This is a genomic window from Natrinema sp. 1APR25-10V2, assembly GCF_031626495.1.
In the GTDB taxonomy this organism is placed as follows: Archaea; Halobacteriota; Halobacteria; order Halobacteriales; family Natrialbaceae; genus Natrinema.
In genome coordinates, this window is the sequence record NZ_JAMQOJ010000005.1 from 420,264 (window position 1) to 436,399 (window position 16,136).

Genomic DNA, 16,136 nt, shown 5'->3' on the forward strand with positions numbered 1-16,136 from the left:
GTGACGAGGCACAGATCACTCGTCCATCAGCTGCTGGGCGAGTGCGGTATCCTCGTAGCCAGTGAATTTCGTGACCTTTCCGTCCTCCATGTCGGAGACGTGGACGGCAGGGATCTCCATGACGTCGCCGTCTGCCGTGGTAACTCTGTGTGCTCCTTCCATCACGACGGTGTCGCCACCGTCAATGAACCGGTCGACAGCCACTTCGAACGTGTCGAATGTTTCATCAAGAGGTGTGAACACTTCTTCCAGAACGGCGTCTGGACCGTGGTGTGTTCCCCCGATCATCGGTGATTCCTCGGGTTCGGTCCACGTGATATCGTCGGCAAAGCCGGCCAAGCATGTCTCAATGTCTCCCCGGTTGAATGCCTCGTACAGTTCCTCAGCGATTTCGACGTTAGTTTTCTCTGTCGCTGCCATCGTTACCCCTCCGTCTATGAGGCCCACTCGCAAGGGTAAATAACTGTCATGTGAAAAACAGGAATGTGTGAGCGTATATACTGACCACTCTTTCGGATACTCATTACTATCAGGGGAACATGGCTGCTGATAGCCTTTCTGTAGGAGCCCTTATGATTGTGTCTCCAATTGGTAGTGGAAAGGAGACCGCATCTTCTCCACTCTGTCACGAGTATCGCGCAACCTGACTGGGTGTTCTATAGGGAGGGAGACGACAGGTAAAGCGGTCTTCGGAAACGGTCATCCTGATATTCAGAGTCATGGCTAAGCGGAGCCAACTGCGGACTATCCAGAACTCCCGTCACTCTACGATGCAATATTCCCTACAGCAGGCACTGGACACCGCGTGAGCTTCGATATCGGACGGACACCGTATTCGTACAAAGGTCACTACTTCTTCAAGCGTGTGAAAGAGCGGTGACGTGAGTTACCTGCGTTTCACTGTCTTTATATCTGCTCCGTAGAAGTCGCTGCTCCGAGCATGTCATCGCTTACAGACTCCCTTTCGACGGAAAACGTGGTGGCCTCGACCAGTATCGAGCAAGAACTGGATTTGAACGCGCTTGCGCGCGACCTCGACGGGGTACGGTTCGATCCCGATCAGTTTCCCGGGTTGGTCTACCGGACACAGGAACCCAAGGCAGCGTCACTGCTCTTCCGGTCGGGCAAACTCGTCTGTACCGGCGCCTCCTCGATCTCGGCGGCAACTGATGCCGTCAACCAGTTGTTTGAGGAACTGCGCGGACTAGGGCTTGCCGTCCCGTCCGACCCCACGCTGACGGTGCAGAACATCGTGACCAGCGGCGATCTCGGAGCATCGTTGAACCTGAACGCGATCGCGATCGGGCTCGGCCTGGAACAGGTGGAATACGAGCCAGAGCAGTTCCCGGGACTGGTCTACCGGGCAGACGACCTGGACGTGGTGATCCTGCTCTTCGGCAGCGGGAAACTCGTGATCACCGGCGGCACAGAGCCGGACGACGCAGAGCACGCGATCGAGAGCGTGGCTGGCACACTCCGTGACCTCGGTCTCCTCGAGTAGACACACCGCGATATGCACACCGTCTGTAGCAGCCGCTCTCTGATACGACTGCTACGAGCCGGTGGACGCCGGACACTCTTATACGAGCACCGTGAGACCCTCTGTAATGAGTGATGCGCCGTACGCGTCCTACCGGCTGACGCCACCCGTTGATGTCCCTGCTGCGCTAGACCAACTGGAGATCGACTATCTTACTGTACGAATGGATCGGCTGCTCGTGATCTTCCGAAACGCGGTTCTCAATATCGAAATCGGGGAAAAGACCCTGGGAGCCGCCGAACAGGTGACAATTGACGTGCTCGATGCAGCACCGCAGTCGGCGGATACGGAAAAGCAACTCGTGAACCAGTTTCTGGACCAGCTGGAAACGGTAACGGAAACAGCGTGGAGTCAATCCTCCGCGGCCTGAACGTACAAAACGGCGTGGGATGCAATCATCGTTCTCCGGATATGATTCATTATAGACCGTTCAGTCAATAGATCTCAGGCCCTCTCAGAAGGCACCCACGAGGAACGTATCTTGGCAGTTCCTGTGCTCTTGTTGCGGGAATGTATTCCCCCCTATCTACTTCTTATAGACACTGTGTTAAGAGATAATATGGTTCAAAGCAGATGGAGAACGATGGTCCACCTGACGCGAGAGACTACAACTCAGTGCCATATCTCAAGCAGTCCCATGCCGAACAGCGAGTTATGGCACACGACATAGGGGTTGAGTCGAGAGAGGAAATCATTCCTCGTCACGTGTGACGGGTGTCCGTTCAAACACGTAGCTGCTGAACGGAACGAAGTAGTACGCATCGGAGAGGGCCATCAACGAGAGATCGACCATGACGACACTGTCATTGAGGTACCGCCGTCGATCGAAGCATAACGATTGCTCCTCTGGTCTGTGTCCAGCTCGTCTAAGACGACGATCCAGAGATCTTACTCACACTACAGATAAGGCCTCCATCGTCCCGGTGGACGAGGATATGGTCTTCGCGAAACGTACTTCCATCTTTACGTAATCCCGTCGTCTCACCGTGCCACTTCTCGCCCTCGTTGATCGCATTGAGGATATTCTCTTTCACGTGTATGACTTCCTCATCCGGGTAGATGAGGGACCAGTGTTCGCCGAGAAGTTCGTCGGGCTCATACCCATAGAGAGTGGCGTAGGCTTGATTCACGTAGGTGAACTGCCCCTCATCGTTGAGTAAGCTAATACCGTCCTGCGCGGCTTCCATCGCCTCATACACCTGCTTGATCTCTTTTTCCGTCCGATATCTCGTAACCGCATTCGTAATCCGATTCGCTAAGACTTGGAAGGTCCCCATTCCATGGCCTTTCTGGAGGTAGTCGGTGACACCAGCTGAAATCGCCGTACTCGCGATTTCTTCGCTCCCCTGACCAGTAAAGAGAATAAAGGGAAATTTCTGATCATCGTCGCGGACGGCAGCGAGGAAGTCGAGTCCATCCTTCTGCGGCATCACATAGTCGCTCACAATACAATCGACATCGGTCTCTGAGTCTCGAAACACTGCTAACCCATCCTCAACAGTGGTCTCACAGAGGATCTCAAGTGTTTCCTCCACTTCACGTAGTGCTACCTCCGTGAGCCGCACATGCTTTTTGTAGTCATCCACGTGGAGAACCTGCGTCTCCTCACCCAGTCGGCCCATTGTTCCTCCTTGAACAAGTTCCAGGTTAACTGCTCTGCATGAGAATTCATCCCATACTAGTTCTCGACAATTATCTTCGACACCATTTCCTATATAAGGTATCCCGCCGGAAGCCCTACCGATTCTGCCTCAACACTTCTGCCTCAACACTAACGTTTATTGGTCGGACCGTGGCACTTTCTACCATGGAGGTGATGACCACGGCCAACGATACGCCGGCGAATCCCCTACTGTCAACTCCTCGTACCCCCTAGCCGTGAAGGCACCTACCATGAGAATGCGGATTCCCGAAGACTTGCTCCTCTGATTTTCAGTCGTTTGCCGACCAAGCACCGAAATGATGGCCCATGACGGCGTGAGCCGGACGTCACTACAACGCTCGGAGATACCCAAAAGTGATGGACGAGCACTCCCCCCTCACCGCCATCTGCCTCATCTCGGCCTCAAGTTCGGTAAAGGAGATCGGAGCGGCAGTAACCCCCGTTTTCCGGCCAACCGGCTGAACCTAGCCATCTGAGGGCCACTCTGACGTAAAGACGTTCCCACAGTCGTCACACTGGGCAAGGATCCGTACCCGCTCGAGTTTGCCTGCCATGCAACAAATAGGAGAAGTAGATGCGTGATTTCATATTAAAGGTAATATATAAATCAGAGAAAGTGCGGGCAATTGGGTCGTGGGATATGAGGCGTGCATGACCGATATCGCCCGATCCAGGCGACTGGTATCTAAAGCGATACAGGGAGCGTTCTCGTTCGATTACCAACCGTACCGTTCTCGGAATATGTGCGGAGATGCCGTATAGCGGTCCAGGTCTCGAGAAGAGCGACGATACTCGAGATGGAACGTGAGCAATACTACCGTTCTTGGAGAGTGACCGATAGTCTTCCGTTCGGTAGAGAGCTCTGAGAGACATATGGATGTTCATGAATAACCCTTACAAATGCCACGGGGAGACGTAAACCCACTAGCCTATTCATCCTTGTATGGCCTCGGCCGAAGGGACTACTGTGGAAGGGCCGGTTGTGGAGGTCGAATTCGAGGTGTGCAACACCCAATACCCGCTCGTCGCACTCTCCGCAGAAACCGGATGTGAGGCCGAGTTGATTCAGTTGCTCCCTCGCAGTAACGGTTCCTACACCGTCTTCCAACGCATCAGGGGTGCACCGCCGGACCGGATTCTTGAGTTTGCACGTCAATACGATGGTTTCGATGCACGTATCGTCAATCGAGGCGAAGAGAGCGCTATTATCGAATTCCGGATCCATGGTGATGGGGAGTTTTTCACGATTAGCTTGACCGATGCCGGTGCAATCCCGACGCAGTTAGCGAGCAAAGACGGTGTCGCACATATTGTCGCCGAAATTCCACCGATGTATTCCGCTTCAGAGGTGATCGCACATTTCCACGAGTGCTATCCCTCGATGGAGATCCTTGCACGGCGGCAGAAGCAATACCCGGTCTCATTGTTCCAGAAACAGGAGTTTCACGAGGCGATCGTTCGTCTTCTCACACCACGACAACATGAGGCTCTCATGCTTGCCTACACGAACGGCTATTACGACTGGCCACGCGGAAAAACCGGTGAAGAACTCGCGGCTGAATTCGAAGTCTCGTACGCCACGTACTCGGAGCACCTCCGAAAGGCCGAACGAAAGGTAATGTCGCTCATCTTTAGCCTCGAGTGAACGGGCCTCCCTTTTCTTGAAGACTCTCGCTGTGGCCGGTCGCCGATGGGCGATTTAGATGGGACCCGGATCGATCGACCGACACAACTCTGTGATGCAATAGTGGCAATCATCGATGACCTTGAAGACGAAGATATCCTCGGAGAAGATCGTGCATCCGAATTACGCTCCCAGGTCTACCGCTCGGTCGATACATCTGAGGAATACCCTGGACAAGCCGCGCTCACCTTTCAGTACTCGATTTGCATGACTCGAGAGTGTTCGTTCTCAAAGTAACTGCAGTAATTTCCTGCACCTCGCGCTGCCGGTTTTTTGGATGGACTTGGTCCTTGTTGCTATCGCTGTCGCCTCCCGATTGATGTATCGGAATGAGCCTGTCACCGAACCACATAGAGGAACGCACTACAAGGAGCAAGAGAAGTATAATGTCGAAGGGTCTCATCCGGCCCGCAAAGGCCGGGTCTCGATCGGCCCAGACTTCCAATTGATCGTCCTTTTCTTCCTGTTGGAATCAGTAGCTACTGCTCTCCACCGCAATCGGTGAACCCCGTCCTACTTATTCGAAAACGTTCTCTGAGTCGATTCGCGCCCCGAGGACGTGGCGGACACCGACCACCAGCCCGTGATCAGGGCCGCTGGCCCAGATCGCCGTCTCCTTCGGTTGACCAGGCCGTGCGCTTTCCGTCAAGGCATCCATCAGCACTGTTTGCCGATCGACCATCACGATGCGACCGAGCCACTTCTCTTCGATCGACGCTGGCTCGCTGGCGAGGTCCGTGACCACCACAGTGGCTGCCGGAGCGTCTACCTCGAGTTGCTCTTTCAGTTCGGTGGACGACACTTCGATGAGCGTTCGAACGCCGCGACCACTGGCCGCCGCTATCCGCTCTTGGAACTCGGGGTCGACGATGTCCTCGTCAGCGACGATGACGTAAATCTCGTCTGTTGCCTCCTCGAGCAAGCGGCCCACTCGGTCGGTCACGTGCTCGTGGTCGGCGATGGCCCACGCCCCCTTTTCTTCCAGTTCGTCCGATTTGTGGAGTTGTGAGAGGGCTTCTTCGGTGGCCTCGAGCGAGGATTCGTACTGGTCTCTGAGTATTTCGATGGCGGTCTCTATGGAGGTGGCCCGATACTCCCGGGGGTCGGACTGCTGAACGTCCACAAGACCGCGTCGGTGGAGTCGATCGACTGAGTCGTAGACGCGCGATCGGGGAACGTCCGAGAGCGTTGCGATCTTGGACGCGGTCGCTACTGGCACTCGAGTGAGTGCGACGAAACAGCGTGCTTCGTACTCGGTCAGGCCGAGTTCTTCCAAGAGCTGAACCGCCTGCTCCTCAGTAGGCATTAAGCGGGATATCAAACGAAGACGTGTAGTAGCAAGGCTTGCAGCATGTGATCGAGTCTGGATGTCAGTAAGACAGTAACGTGTTCGTCCATCCTTACTTGGCGTCGGACGGTGCACTACCTGACCGACTCGGTTGTTACTCCTCGCGTACTCACGGAGCGCTTAATCAGGACGAGAGCGAACCATCGTCAATGGTCTGTACTGTATGCGGAGAGGCGATCGAAGGAGTGAGAGTGTACAAGGAGAGCGAGACGAACGGCCTTGGAGTCTTTCACCCCGAGTGCAGACCGTAAACACGGTAACACAACCTCCTTGGGATTATCATCGGGAGTGACAGAACGACGCGACCGACCTGCTGGCGGCTCGTCGTCATGCGGTGCTCGTCAATGGTTTCCTCAACACGGTAGAGCGTCTCGCAAGAATTCGGCCTCGTGATCCCGTTGGTAACTACCGTTGGTCATCCATCGGTGGAGGGTTTATTGCCCGTGACTGTAAGAACACGATAATGACCTCCCGCTCGTTGACCGAGAGCCTCCGCGAAACCCTCGAACTTTTCGATGGGACCGGCGCTCCCTGGACAACGACCGAGGTTGCTGATCGGCTCGATCTCGGGCGCCGGAGTACCTATGAACGTCTCGAGCGCCTCGTCGGCCGAAGCCGGTTGATCCGGACGGCTTCCTAGATGTCGTTCGGCCGCTCGAGAATTTCTGGCTCGAAGTCGTTTGGTTACCGCCCACCGCCGGCGAAGACGAAACCGGATAACATTTGAATAAGCGGAGATGTCGGTCCTCTGCCGGCAGGCTTCACTCAGTATCCTCGTCGCCGTCTCCGTCTCTGTCTTCATCATCGCGATCCCGCACTCGATCTGGTTGACCAGTTGTGATATCCGACCAGTCGGGCGCTGGTATGCGCCGGGATGTTTGGTGAGTTTGGCAACCGTCTTGACGACTAACTGCAGTCGTTCGGCTCATGATCGTCTTCGCGGCTCGGTGTGTGACACCGGCCACCAGCATAATTGTATCTAAATTCCTTTATCATGAACCACATTAATTGTGTATGTCCAAGTAGCACCGTTCGGGAGTTAGATAGTGCAGAGTATACGCTTATGAGCGCCATGAATAACAGATTGTCCTATGGCAGAGGACAATAATCGCCGAGATGAGAATCAAGATTCATCGCACACCGCGTCCGATGGAAGTCGCCGGATGGATGAGATCTTGACTGCACTCGCCGATACTCACCGGCGATATGTGCTCTATCACCTCCAGGACGTAGAGCAGGCCTCAGTCACTGACACTGCCGAACAGGTCGCCGCGTGGAAAGAAGAGAACCCACCGCCTGCTGTTCCGGATGACGCAGTTGAGCAGTGTGAGCTTCGATTATCTCACCACCATCTCCCGACGCTGGAGGAGATGTCCCTTATCGAGTACGATGATCGATCCAAGCAACTCGTATTCACCGATCCGCCAGAGCTTGTCGACCTCTGTCTCGACCACTGTGCAGATCGGGACCTCCCCGGCTGAGCTATTCTCGGTCGTGAACTACGATCTCCCCATCGTCGTGGAGGGTAGTCTTCATGCCTTCATAGGTGAACGTCACTGTGACCTCGTTTCCAGCGCCGACGAGCCTTTCGAGTGCGTCACACGGGATCGCGTCAGTTACTGGTGAGAGATCTATCGGACTACTATTTCGAAGTGTAGTGTGGGCGCGGACCACTGTCTCCGTCGCTGTTTCGTCTGCTGCAGGGTCAAGCCGGTGAGAACCTCTGGATCCTTCCTTGGGCATATTCTCCCTGAGTGCCGATTCACTCGGACCCTCACACGAAGCCCAGCATAGTAAACCGCTGGCCAGTACATGCCAGTGATCACCCCTTGTTAGTGCCGTCGACTACGGTGGTGATGGTCCTCGAGAGCGTTCACGCCTGATTTGGCGTCTGAACCGAAGTGATCAGGCACGCGAGCGACGAGATCGCGTTGCCCCTCGGCTTGGCTTCCGCGGCCGGGTCTCGCTCGGCGTCACTCGATCACTTCAATACTTCCCTCACGGCCAGAGATACGCCATCTCCCCAGCAAAGACGATCGAAGCTACAATCCAACGACCCACCTCTGGTTACAGTCAGTGCATTCGAGTTCAACGTTACCCTCCTGTTCAAGCAAGAGGCTGGAATTTTCTTCCCCGCACTGTGGGCACTTGGCACTCTCCATACCCAAGTCATGTCACCACCTGTCAAGGGTTCTCGCGCTGCAGAAGAAAACTATGAAAATCTGAGTGACAAAGCCGATTCTTCTACTTGGCAGTCGCACCTTAGCCGACCAGGATCGCTCAACACTCGGATTTGGCCTTGTTTAGACGCTCAAACGTTCGCAGTGTAGAGTCGATCGAACTCATATCGCCGTGCTAGTAGCTCGGGGAAAATACCACATCTACTAGGAAGTGAAGCGGGACGGGTTCGTTGTGCACACGAAGACTTCCCGCTTCACAGAGAAGATTGTATGGCTCGCCCAAAAAGCCGTCGTTGGTTCGCCAGTTCCGGCCTACCGTCCGGGAGAAGAAGGCTACGCTGACTGGGTAATTCTCGCCGTTCAGGGGTTGAAGGAGTATCTCGGCCATCCGTACCGGAAGCTGGTTGACGTCCTCCGCGAGATGCCGAGAGTGACGAAATCACTCGGATTGACGCCTGAAACGGTCCCACACTTCTCGACCGTATGTACACGAAAGCAGGCGATTCCGATGAAGCGGTGGCGAGCGATCCTGGATCGGTCCGTCGAGCTGTATGATCTCGGTAATGTGCAGGCGATCGACGCAACCGGTGTCGATCGCGTCCAAGCCAGCCAGCACTACGCAAAACGGACGGACGACACGTTCGAGGCGGTGAAGACGACGCTGCTCATCGATTGTGAAACCAGTGCGATTCTCGATATACACTGTTCGATGAAACAACCGCACGATACGCAAGTCGGCTGGCAGGTGTTAGTGCGGAACCTCGACGAGTTGGAGACTGTCGCTGCGGATAAGGGCTACGACTGGGAGGAGCTTCGCACGAGGTTGCGTGCGGAAAGTATCACGCCGCTGATTCCGCAGCGAGATCCTGGGATGCGGGGATGGGCGAGAAACTTGCTCATCAAGGATCGGGCGTACCACCTGCGCTCGAACGCTGAATCGGTGTTTTTCGGGCTCCGACGCAGATACGGCGATACGCTCTGGTCGAGAACCTGGTTTGGACAGTTCCGTGAACTTGTCATGAAATCAGCGGTCCGCAACATCGAACGCGCCATCGATGACTCACAGCCGTGAAATCACGCGTTCAAACAAGGCCCTCGGATTTGAATCGCGGCGCTGGCGATCGACGTGATCCCGCTACAATGAGTGGGGAAGACCGGGAGTGGCTGGCCTTCAGATGGTATACAACCAGGCAGATAACCCTGTAGTATTCTCCGGTTGTGCGATCCTCATAAACATTTCCGCCATCGCTGAGAGTCTTCGTTCTCGTCCGGTGCTGGATGGATGTTACTACTCATGTACTCCCAAAGCAGTTACGTGTGTGAATCACGCACGTAGCACTGCTATGGAGTTCCGGGCGTGGCTGAGGTGCCCCGCGTGCGGCGCCGACGGTGTCGATGACGTGAGCATCTTGGCCCACGAGACGGCGATCGTCCTCGAGTGCTACGACTGCGGTGCGATCCGGGAATTCGAGATCGGGGAGGATGTCCCCGTTCACGATCTGAATCCACCGGAGATCGAAGCAACGGAGAAGGCTGACAACGACTGACTCCCACTGGAAGATATCACCCACGGATTGCCGATAGATGGCGTAGAGCGGCCGTTAAGCCTATCTCCGTTTTCGTGATTATGTTCGCGATGACTGATGGGTCACTTCACCAGCCAGAACCGTCGCTCGACGTAACACAAATCGAGATCTCCCATCAGTTGGAGGCGGCACTGGTTGCAAAGGACGCGAGCGAGAAGGACTACCATATCCGGGAGGTACTCCAACTCTTTGTCGCGCGGGAGCATCAGTGAGGACGGTACTCGTCTCGGTCTAGGAAGCCGGGGAAAGGGCCGAGAGCGGGTGGGGGTGGCGAGCAGACTCCCACTCTCGACCGGGTCCCAGCGGCAGACTGTCTGGTTCGACTCGAGGAATCCCCTCGGCCACTATCAGCCGGGTTCGGTTCTCTGTCACCCGGCCGTGTGGGTGTTTCTCGTGGGCCAAGATGAGTCGTGGCCTCCGTCTCAGTATGTGAGAGAATCGCTATCACTTCGCGGCTCGAGGGAGGAGGGGTTCTCTCGCCGATACACTGACGGTGCAGAAACACGGTGTTTCTCGCGGGAACTCAGTGGTGGGGGATACTGAGACAGTCTGGTCATGTCGTCGGCTACTCGGCCGCTGCACCGTCGGATAGTTCGCTATAGGTCCGGGCACTGGGACAGCCGAGGATTTCTCCCTCGACACCGAATACTCGAATAGAGTCACTCATCACATACGCATCGCAGTTGCCCCATGGGGGGATGGGTGACACCGAGAATTCGATGAAATCTTTCCAAACGTACTGGCGGTGGCTCACTGAGCAACATCTTCGACGGGCACGCCGAAGAGGAACATCAACTCCACTTAATCCACGCGAAGCCCGTCTGCCGTGCGTCAGACGCAGCGCTGTCAGCGATATTCTTGCATCTCCAGTCGAAACAGGGGTGAAATGTGGTTGCGTAACAAACGCGAGGCACCCCTCTTTCTAGGCTGGTATCAAAGGGGGTACTTCACCGAAGTACCCCTGAGCGTGACCGGATGCCTTGATCAACGCGGCGGTAGTGGCAGTTGGTCGTGAGTGATCTGTCGCCCCGGCGTTTGCTCTCCTCCGATCGATCGGTAACTACAGATGCGAATCTACCGCTGGCACTTCTCTTAGCTATCGGTGATGGTGGCAGAACCGTGCTGAATATAAGGTGCGTATCGCGCACACCGAGTCGATAAACTCTTGGAGTTCCCCGTTGAACCGGGTCGGGGTGAGGTAATCGCCGAGGAAGGATCGAGATCGGCTGTGAGCGGTTGCGCTGAGTGTGTTCAACACTTTTCGTCGAATACGTGTGTCGAGACTTACTCACTATCGTGTCCCAGGTAGGTGCCGTTGCCTGAGAGCATTGCTGCCAAACGACAAATCCGAGCAGACGTGACTCTGCACCCTCACAACGTACCGAACAGAGGCAGAACCGCGACACCTGAGCTGGTCACGGAGAACCATCGACTACGCCGAGATCACATCCGGAGTCACCGGTCTGGATTTCTCGCGATAGGTCTCGAAGAGTTCGACGGCCCACGAGTGAATGCTCTCGTCGTCGGTAACCAGTCCTCCTTTGAGGACTCCCTGATCGTCGGTAAGGTTGATTCCCACGGTGCCATCGACGATTCCAACCGAAATCGGGATATCCTCATGGACGGAATAACACGCATTCTCCGCGTCAAGCATCTCGCGGAATCGCTGTGCTGACGGTGGATGGTTCCGGACGGTGTCCAAAGCCTCAGGCGTGACGACTATTTCGACTCGTGTCTCCCCATGGATGGTTAGTTCCCATTGATTTTCGACGAAGACTGGGGCGGCGACACGTGCGACGCCCCGGACCCAATCGCCAGAGCGGTGAAACTCGACGATTCGTCGTATGAGGGCAGTCGCGTCACTCTCGTCGAGGAGGATGATCTCGGCATCGCGGAGACACTGGATGTCAAACGTCACTACGTCGGCAGGTAACCACTGCAGGGGTTTGCGCAACCGATGCTCGGCCTCCATCTCATCTACCAAGTGAGTGAACTTGTCGCACACCCACTCGCCAAGCGGAGTCACCGAATACGTCTGTCCCGAATACTCGATCCAGTTTCGGTCTTCGAATTCGCGGAGAATGCGCGCGATCGTGACCCGCGACGCATCGACCTCGCCGCGCAGTTCGTGACGGCTCCACGGTGCCTCAGCGACCGCCTCGAAGACCGCCACGCGATTCTCCGAGTTCGCGAGAAACGCGATGTCGTCGAGTGCGGCACCCATGCTAATAGGTATCGTCCCCCAAGGTATGAATCTATCGAGGGCGACGTAGTGGTGGCGTCAAAGCGCACGGCGTTTCCTGCATCCGTCCTGCGTCGTAGGCGAAACCTGGGAGGTGTACGACACCCTCGGGACGATCCAACGAATTGGAGCTGCCCCAAGAACAGTCTACTGGATAGCCATTCTTCATCCCGGATTCTCTGGTTACGCTGTGAACATCGTTCAGCGGATAATTCGAATAGCTGTCGCCGTCAAGACAGACATAGAGTCAGAGACTCCACGGAGGACTCACTGATGGCAACAACGCAGACTACCCGACGAAAGGAGGAGCACCGCGAATTCGGGGTGGGTGTGTCCCGATGACCGTTCTAGACGCCATTCTCTCAGGACTCGCCATCCTAGTCCTTTCACTTGTAGTAGTGGTGGCGATGCGATATATCGGACTTATTCCGCAAACGAAGCCGCCCAAACGCACCTATCTCTTTGAGGACGAGACAGGCGAACGGCAGAACCCCTTTGATGAGCGCTACCAAGAGATATCTCCCCCGACCGCCCAGCCTAGTACTCAGGCCGATACGCATGTCCTGTCGAGTGCCAGTGACCACACTGAGCCTACTGGCGGCACTCATCCTTACGCACAACCGGGCACTCCACCCGCTGCTAATGAGATTATCTGTCCCACCTGTGGCTTCCACAATCTATCTGTATATTCATTCTGTTCGCATTGTACAGCACGTCTTACTCACCAAAAACATTAGCATACACCGCCAGACGAAGTTCGGATGAGAACCGAGAACAAGTCGGAACGCATTTCGACTGATTCACGGACAAAACCGCCTGTCTCGTCGGTCGTAGCGATCCCTCGATTAGGGAGGCGGAACGAGAGATGGCACTCAAGCCGGCGAAGAAACTCGGTGTTCGACTGCATCTAGCTGGCTTATCACCTGTCAACGACTGGCTGCAAATAGTCGAGTTACAGCCCAGGGAGGACGTGGTCGATTCTCCAAGGCCGCCGGGCAAGGACAAGAGCAAACACGGCCGTCTTGCGAACCCAATGGAGGATATCTCGGGTATTATTTCCCTAAATTAACAGCGACCGGTGAGAGCAGAGACGAACGCAGAAGCGAAACTGTCGACTGTTCCATAACTTGATCTGCAGATAGACGCTCTGAGAGAGTTATAGATAAATTTCGTATAAAAATTATAAGTAAGGTATCGTAGTACCACTAGTTGATGCCTGGTAGCGCGGTTAGTACTACCGCATCAGTGTTCGGTCACCAGAAGACCGAACGGGAGGGAGAAACCATGGCTAGTCACCAACACCCGTACGACGACACAGTGACAGACATCAAGGAATCGCTCGGGCTTCTTCCAGGCTATTTAGAAGCCCTTCCTGAACAGGAACTGGTGAACGAGTGGCCGAACATGAAACGGTTCTTCTTCGGGGAGACGGAAATCGATCCGAAGACGCGTGAACTTGTCGGCCTCGCGATGGCGGCGGCCATCGGCTGCGAGTACTGCAGACACTTCCACAAGGGCGCGGCCCAACTACATGGCGCGACCGAAGAGGAACTCGCGGAATTGTTCTTCCTCGCAAGCTACACGCCACGATACAGCGCCCTCATTCAGGCACAGGACTACGATCTCGATGTCTTCTACGAGGAAACTGAACAGATTGCTGAACACCTACAAGAGCAGATGGCTGTGGGTGATGACTGACGAGCGCGGTGACAAACAGACAATGGCAGCAACAACTACTCCAGAAGAAAATAAGCGTCTTGCACGGCGGTTCCCAGAGGAGATCGCGACCGAGGGGAAGGTTGATCTCATTGATGAGATCTGCGCCGAAGAGGTCACCGACCATAACCCACTCGGCGAAATGCATGGTCGTGACGAACTGAAGGATCACCTCACGTCTCTTCGGGCAGCATTCGGAGGATTCTCGGCGGCCGTCGAGGAGGCAATCGCTGAAGGAGAGATCGTCGCGATGCGGGTAACCTTGCGCGGGAACCATGAGGGTGAGTTCCTGGGTATTGCTCCGACCGGTACCGAGGTCGAAGTTGCGAATATGGTGTTTACTCGTGTTGAGGATGGACAGATTGTCGAACGCTGGGTCCAACCCGACATGCTCGGGCTTATGCAACAGCTTGGTGTCATCGACGTACCCGGAGAATAGCAACTCCTCCGTATTTTTGCCACCTATCCGCCGGGCGTGATATTTCTGTTCCGGGTCTCTTCTGTCGCAATCCTCAGACACCCCATCCTTTTCCCCCTCAGCGTGCATGGTGACATCGCACGTATTACTTGAGAGGCGGACATTAGTTCCTGCCCTTACTTGGCCGTTTGAGGCGCGTCACCCCGACGAATTCGAGGATATCCGTTTTATCGAGTTCGTCGAGTCTACGTTCAGCGTGCCCAGTACAGTAGTAAAATGAGGCCTCTGTCCCGGACTCTAGATTGATGATCTCAACCCGGTGGGTCGCCTCATCATCACAGCTGGGCCACCATTCACAGATCATGGTATATGCTACCACGCCAAACACGATAATCCTTCACCGTTAGCCTAATCTGCCTGTCTAATCGGGGGGGGTCTTCGATGAGAGAAGAATATTTGGTTCGCCACCGACCGTATAGACGCAGTTCCATCCCGATTTCTGCCATCTATTCACCGTCGCTGGAAGAGTGGATCTGGCGGTGCTACAGCGGCTCTGGTGGAGATAGCCATTAAAAACAAGGTTGTTACTCAAGCGAGGTCGAGAAGAGGTTCAGTCGCGAACTGAACATCGACGCGTCTTCGCTGAGCGTTTCACTGTCATCGACACCGAGCGTCTGTCCACGGACGAACAGAACAGTCGTTGGTTCTAGTGGGCCGCTGTCACTCTGATTCCGGACGACGTACCCGTTGTACTCGTCGGGTTGCGGAATCTCCGGCACGGTCTCTCCCTCGGTGGTCTGAAGCAGTCGCACTGACGTTCCCTGCTCGAGTTGGGAGACGACGTCGAACGTTGCGCCGGCTTCATAATCGTAGGTGAAGAGCAGGACGCGGTCTTCTCCCTCTTGCACCATTATTCTCCACCTCCATTCTCAGCGGGGGTCTCGTTGGTCGTCTGGTTCCCCTCGGCCGCCTGCTGGCCTCCTGTTTCGCCACCGTCTAGTGTCGTGTTGAGAAGGTTCAGATTGGAACTCAGCACCGATGCGTCTGGTCCGATCGTGCCGCTGTCACCGCGGCTGAGTCTGCCACCGCGCACGAACAGGAACGTCGTGATACCCGCTCCCCGGCCGATATCGTACCGGATGATATGTCCGGTCCATTCGTCGGGCTGGGAAATTTCCGCCACCGGTTCGTCGTCGACCTGCAGGATATCGACTGTCGTCCCTTGCTGCAGTGGATCAACGACGTCGAAGTTCGCCCCGGGGTAGTAACTGTCCGCGAAGACCGCGACCTGCTCCTGCTGAGCGCCGACCGTGGCCGTGCCGAACGCGCCCGTCCCGAGTGTCAACGCCCCCGTCGCGAGGGCACTCTTCGCCATGAACGACCGCCTCGTGTCGCCTGTCGTTTCTTGTTCACTCATTCTCCCTCACTGTGGTATCCCCCCTCCTTCCTAGGGGCATCCTTTTGTATGTTACCAAGTAGCATAAGGGGCGCTGATTGTTTCTCCGATGAATGATCGGACGGTGGCCGATAAGACGGCGTGTCGTGTGGCTGGTAACTACTTTTCGATAAGTTTCTGGCAAGAAGCACAAACAGGGAGAACAGTATATTTCGCGTCTGATAGTTTCGGCTGATAACTATCACCCTGATACCAATTTCAGGTTAGGCCATGACTGGACACCGCTGGACGACAAGAAACTAGGCGTTAGCTCCACTGGTTCACCGTCGTCAGTTGTCCATCGCAGAGCGGTTACCTGATTTC

At 55.5% G+C, this 16,136-nt stretch carries 18 protein-coding genes; 11 read left to right on the forward strand and 7 right to left on the reverse strand.

Annotation, left to right across the window (positions count from 1 at the left end; translation table 11 throughout):
• Nucleotides 1–15: 15 nt before the first annotated feature.
• Nucleotides 16–420 (reverse strand): nuclear transport factor 2 family protein, encoded by a 405-nt coding sequence (locus NDO75_RS17990; RefSeq protein WP_310907995.1) that lies wholly within the window; start codon nucleotides 418–420, stop codon nucleotides 16–18.
• A gap of 520 nt (nucleotides 421–940) precedes the next feature.
• On the opposite strand from NDO75_RS17990, the gene NDO75_RS17995 reads away from it, so the two are divergent.
• Together NDO75_RS17995 and NDO75_RS18000 are read left to right on the forward strand one after the other, a co-directional pair.
• The gene (locus NDO75_RS17995) at nucleotides 941–1,501 is read left to right on the forward strand and encodes a TATA-box-binding protein (protein ID WP_310907996.1); all 561 of its coding nucleotides are present in this window, start codon (nucleotides 941–943) and stop codon (nucleotides 1,499–1,501) included.
• A gap of 106 nt (nucleotides 1,502–1,607) precedes the next feature.
• The gene (locus tag NDO75_RS18000; RefSeq protein ID WP_310907997.1) at nucleotides 1,608–1,910 is read left to right on the forward strand and encodes a hypothetical protein; all 303 of its coding nucleotides are present in this window, start codon (nucleotides 1,608–1,610) and stop codon (nucleotides 1,908–1,910) included.
• Nucleotides 1,911–2,406: 496 nt separating this feature from the next.
• Here the strand turns inward: NDO75_RS18000 and NDO75_RS18005 are convergent, their stop codons facing one another.
• Nucleotides 2,407–3,162 (reverse strand): PAS domain S-box protein, encoded by a 756-nt coding sequence (locus NDO75_RS18005; protein ID WP_310907998.1) that lies wholly within the window; start codon nucleotides 3,160–3,162, stop codon nucleotides 2,407–2,409.
• Nucleotides 3,163–4,146: 984 nt separating this feature from the next.
• On the opposite strand from NDO75_RS18005, the gene NDO75_RS18010 reads away from it, so the two are divergent.
• The gene (locus NDO75_RS18010) at nucleotides 4,147–4,848 is read left to right on the forward strand and encodes a bacterio-opsin activator domain-containing protein (RefSeq protein WP_310907999.1); all 702 of its coding nucleotides are present in this window, start codon (nucleotides 4,147–4,149) and stop codon (nucleotides 4,846–4,848) included.
• 556 nt (nucleotides 4,849–5,404) lie between these two features.
• On the opposite strand, the gene NDO75_RS18015 is transcribed toward NDO75_RS18010, so the two are convergent.
• Nucleotides 5,405–6,193 carry a helix-turn-helix domain-containing protein gene (locus tag NDO75_RS18015; RefSeq protein ID WP_310908000.1) on the reverse strand — a complete coding sequence of 263 codons (789 nt, stop codon included), beginning with the start codon at nucleotides 6,191–6,193 and terminating at the stop codon, nucleotides 5,405–5,407.
• Nucleotides 6,194–6,698: 505 nt separating this feature from the next.
• On the opposite strand from NDO75_RS18015, the gene NDO75_RS18020 reads away from it, so the two are divergent.
• Nucleotides 6,699–6,875, forward strand: coding sequence for a hypothetical protein (locus tag NDO75_RS18020; RefSeq protein WP_310908080.1), 177 nt, complete (start codon nucleotides 6,699–6,701; stop codon nucleotides 6,873–6,875).
• A gap of 451 nt (nucleotides 6,876–7,326) precedes the next feature.
• On the forward strand, nucleotides 7,327–7,716 hold the full coding sequence (locus NDO75_RS18025) for a hypothetical protein (protein WP_310908001.1): 390 nt from the start codon (nucleotides 7,327–7,329) through the stop codon (nucleotides 7,714–7,716).
• Nucleotide 7,717: 1 nt separating this feature from the next.
• Here the strand turns inward: NDO75_RS18025 and NDO75_RS18030 are convergent, their stop codons facing one another.
• A complete protein-coding gene (locus NDO75_RS18030) occupies nucleotides 7,718–7,978 on the reverse strand; it encodes a HalOD1 output domain-containing protein (RefSeq protein ID WP_310908002.1) in 261 nt (86 codons plus the stop codon).
• A 669-nt stretch (nucleotides 7,979–8,647) separates the two neighbouring features.
• Between NDO75_RS18030 and NDO75_RS18035 the strand changes: the two genes are divergently transcribed.
• From NDO75_RS18035 to NDO75_RS18045, 3 genes are all read left to right on the forward strand, one after another.
• A complete protein-coding gene (locus NDO75_RS18035; protein WP_310908003.1) occupies nucleotides 8,648–9,487 on the forward strand; it encodes an IS5 family transposase in 840 nt (279 codons plus the stop codon).
• Between the two features lie 271 nt (nucleotides 9,488–9,758).
• Complete coding sequence (locus NDO75_RS18040; RefSeq protein WP_310908004.1) at nucleotides 9,759–9,962, forward strand: hypothetical protein; 204 nt, start codon at nucleotides 9,759–9,761, stop codon at nucleotides 9,960–9,962.
• Nucleotides 9,963–10,051: 89 nt separating this feature from the next.
• Nucleotides 10,052–10,213, forward strand: a complete 162-nt coding sequence (locus NDO75_RS18045; RefSeq protein ID WP_310908005.1) for a hypothetical protein — start codon at nucleotides 10,052–10,054, stop codon at nucleotides 10,211–10,213.
• A 1,220-nt stretch (nucleotides 10,214–11,433) separates the two neighbouring features.
• On the opposite strand, the gene NDO75_RS18050 is transcribed toward NDO75_RS18045, so the two are convergent.
• Complete coding sequence (locus NDO75_RS18050; protein ID WP_310908006.1) at nucleotides 11,434–12,174, reverse strand: transcriptional regulator FilR1 domain-containing protein; 741 nt, start codon at nucleotides 12,172–12,174, stop codon at nucleotides 11,434–11,436.
• Nucleotides 12,175–13,108: 934 nt separating this feature from the next.
• Here NDO75_RS18050 and NDO75_RS18055 point away from each other — a divergent pair.
• From NDO75_RS18055 to NDO75_RS18065, 3 genes are all read left to right on the forward strand, one after another.
• Nucleotides 13,109–13,312, forward strand: coding sequence for a hypothetical protein (locus NDO75_RS18055; protein WP_310908007.1), 204 nt, complete (start codon nucleotides 13,109–13,111; stop codon nucleotides 13,310–13,312).
• A 215-nt stretch (nucleotides 13,313–13,527) separates the two neighbouring features.
• The gene (locus NDO75_RS18060; RefSeq protein ID WP_310908008.1) at nucleotides 13,528–13,941 is read left to right on the forward strand and encodes a carboxymuconolactone decarboxylase family protein; all 414 of its coding nucleotides are present in this window, start codon (nucleotides 13,528–13,530) and stop codon (nucleotides 13,939–13,941) included.
• A gap of 22 nt (nucleotides 13,942–13,963) precedes the next feature.
• Complete coding sequence (locus NDO75_RS18065; protein WP_345784908.1) at nucleotides 13,964–14,398, forward strand: ester cyclase; 435 nt, start codon at nucleotides 13,964–13,966, stop codon at nucleotides 14,396–14,398.
• Between the two features lie 563 nt (nucleotides 14,399–14,961).
• Here NDO75_RS18065 and NDO75_RS18070 read toward each other — a convergent pair.
• Together NDO75_RS18070 and NDO75_RS18075 are read right to left on the reverse strand one after the other, a co-directional pair.
• Nucleotides 14,962–15,288 (reverse strand): hypothetical protein, encoded by a 327-nt coding sequence (locus tag NDO75_RS18070; protein WP_310908010.1) that lies wholly within the window; start codon nucleotides 15,286–15,288, stop codon nucleotides 14,962–14,964.
• Nucleotides 15,288–15,752: a calcium-binding protein gene (locus NDO75_RS18075; RefSeq protein ID WP_310908011.1), complete on the reverse strand. Its 465-nt coding sequence runs from the start codon at nucleotides 15,750–15,752 to the stop codon at nucleotides 15,288–15,290. Before NDO75_RS18075 ends, NDO75_RS18070 begins: the two co-directional genes overlap by 1 nt.
• Nucleotides 15,753–16,136: the final 384 nt, after the last annotated feature.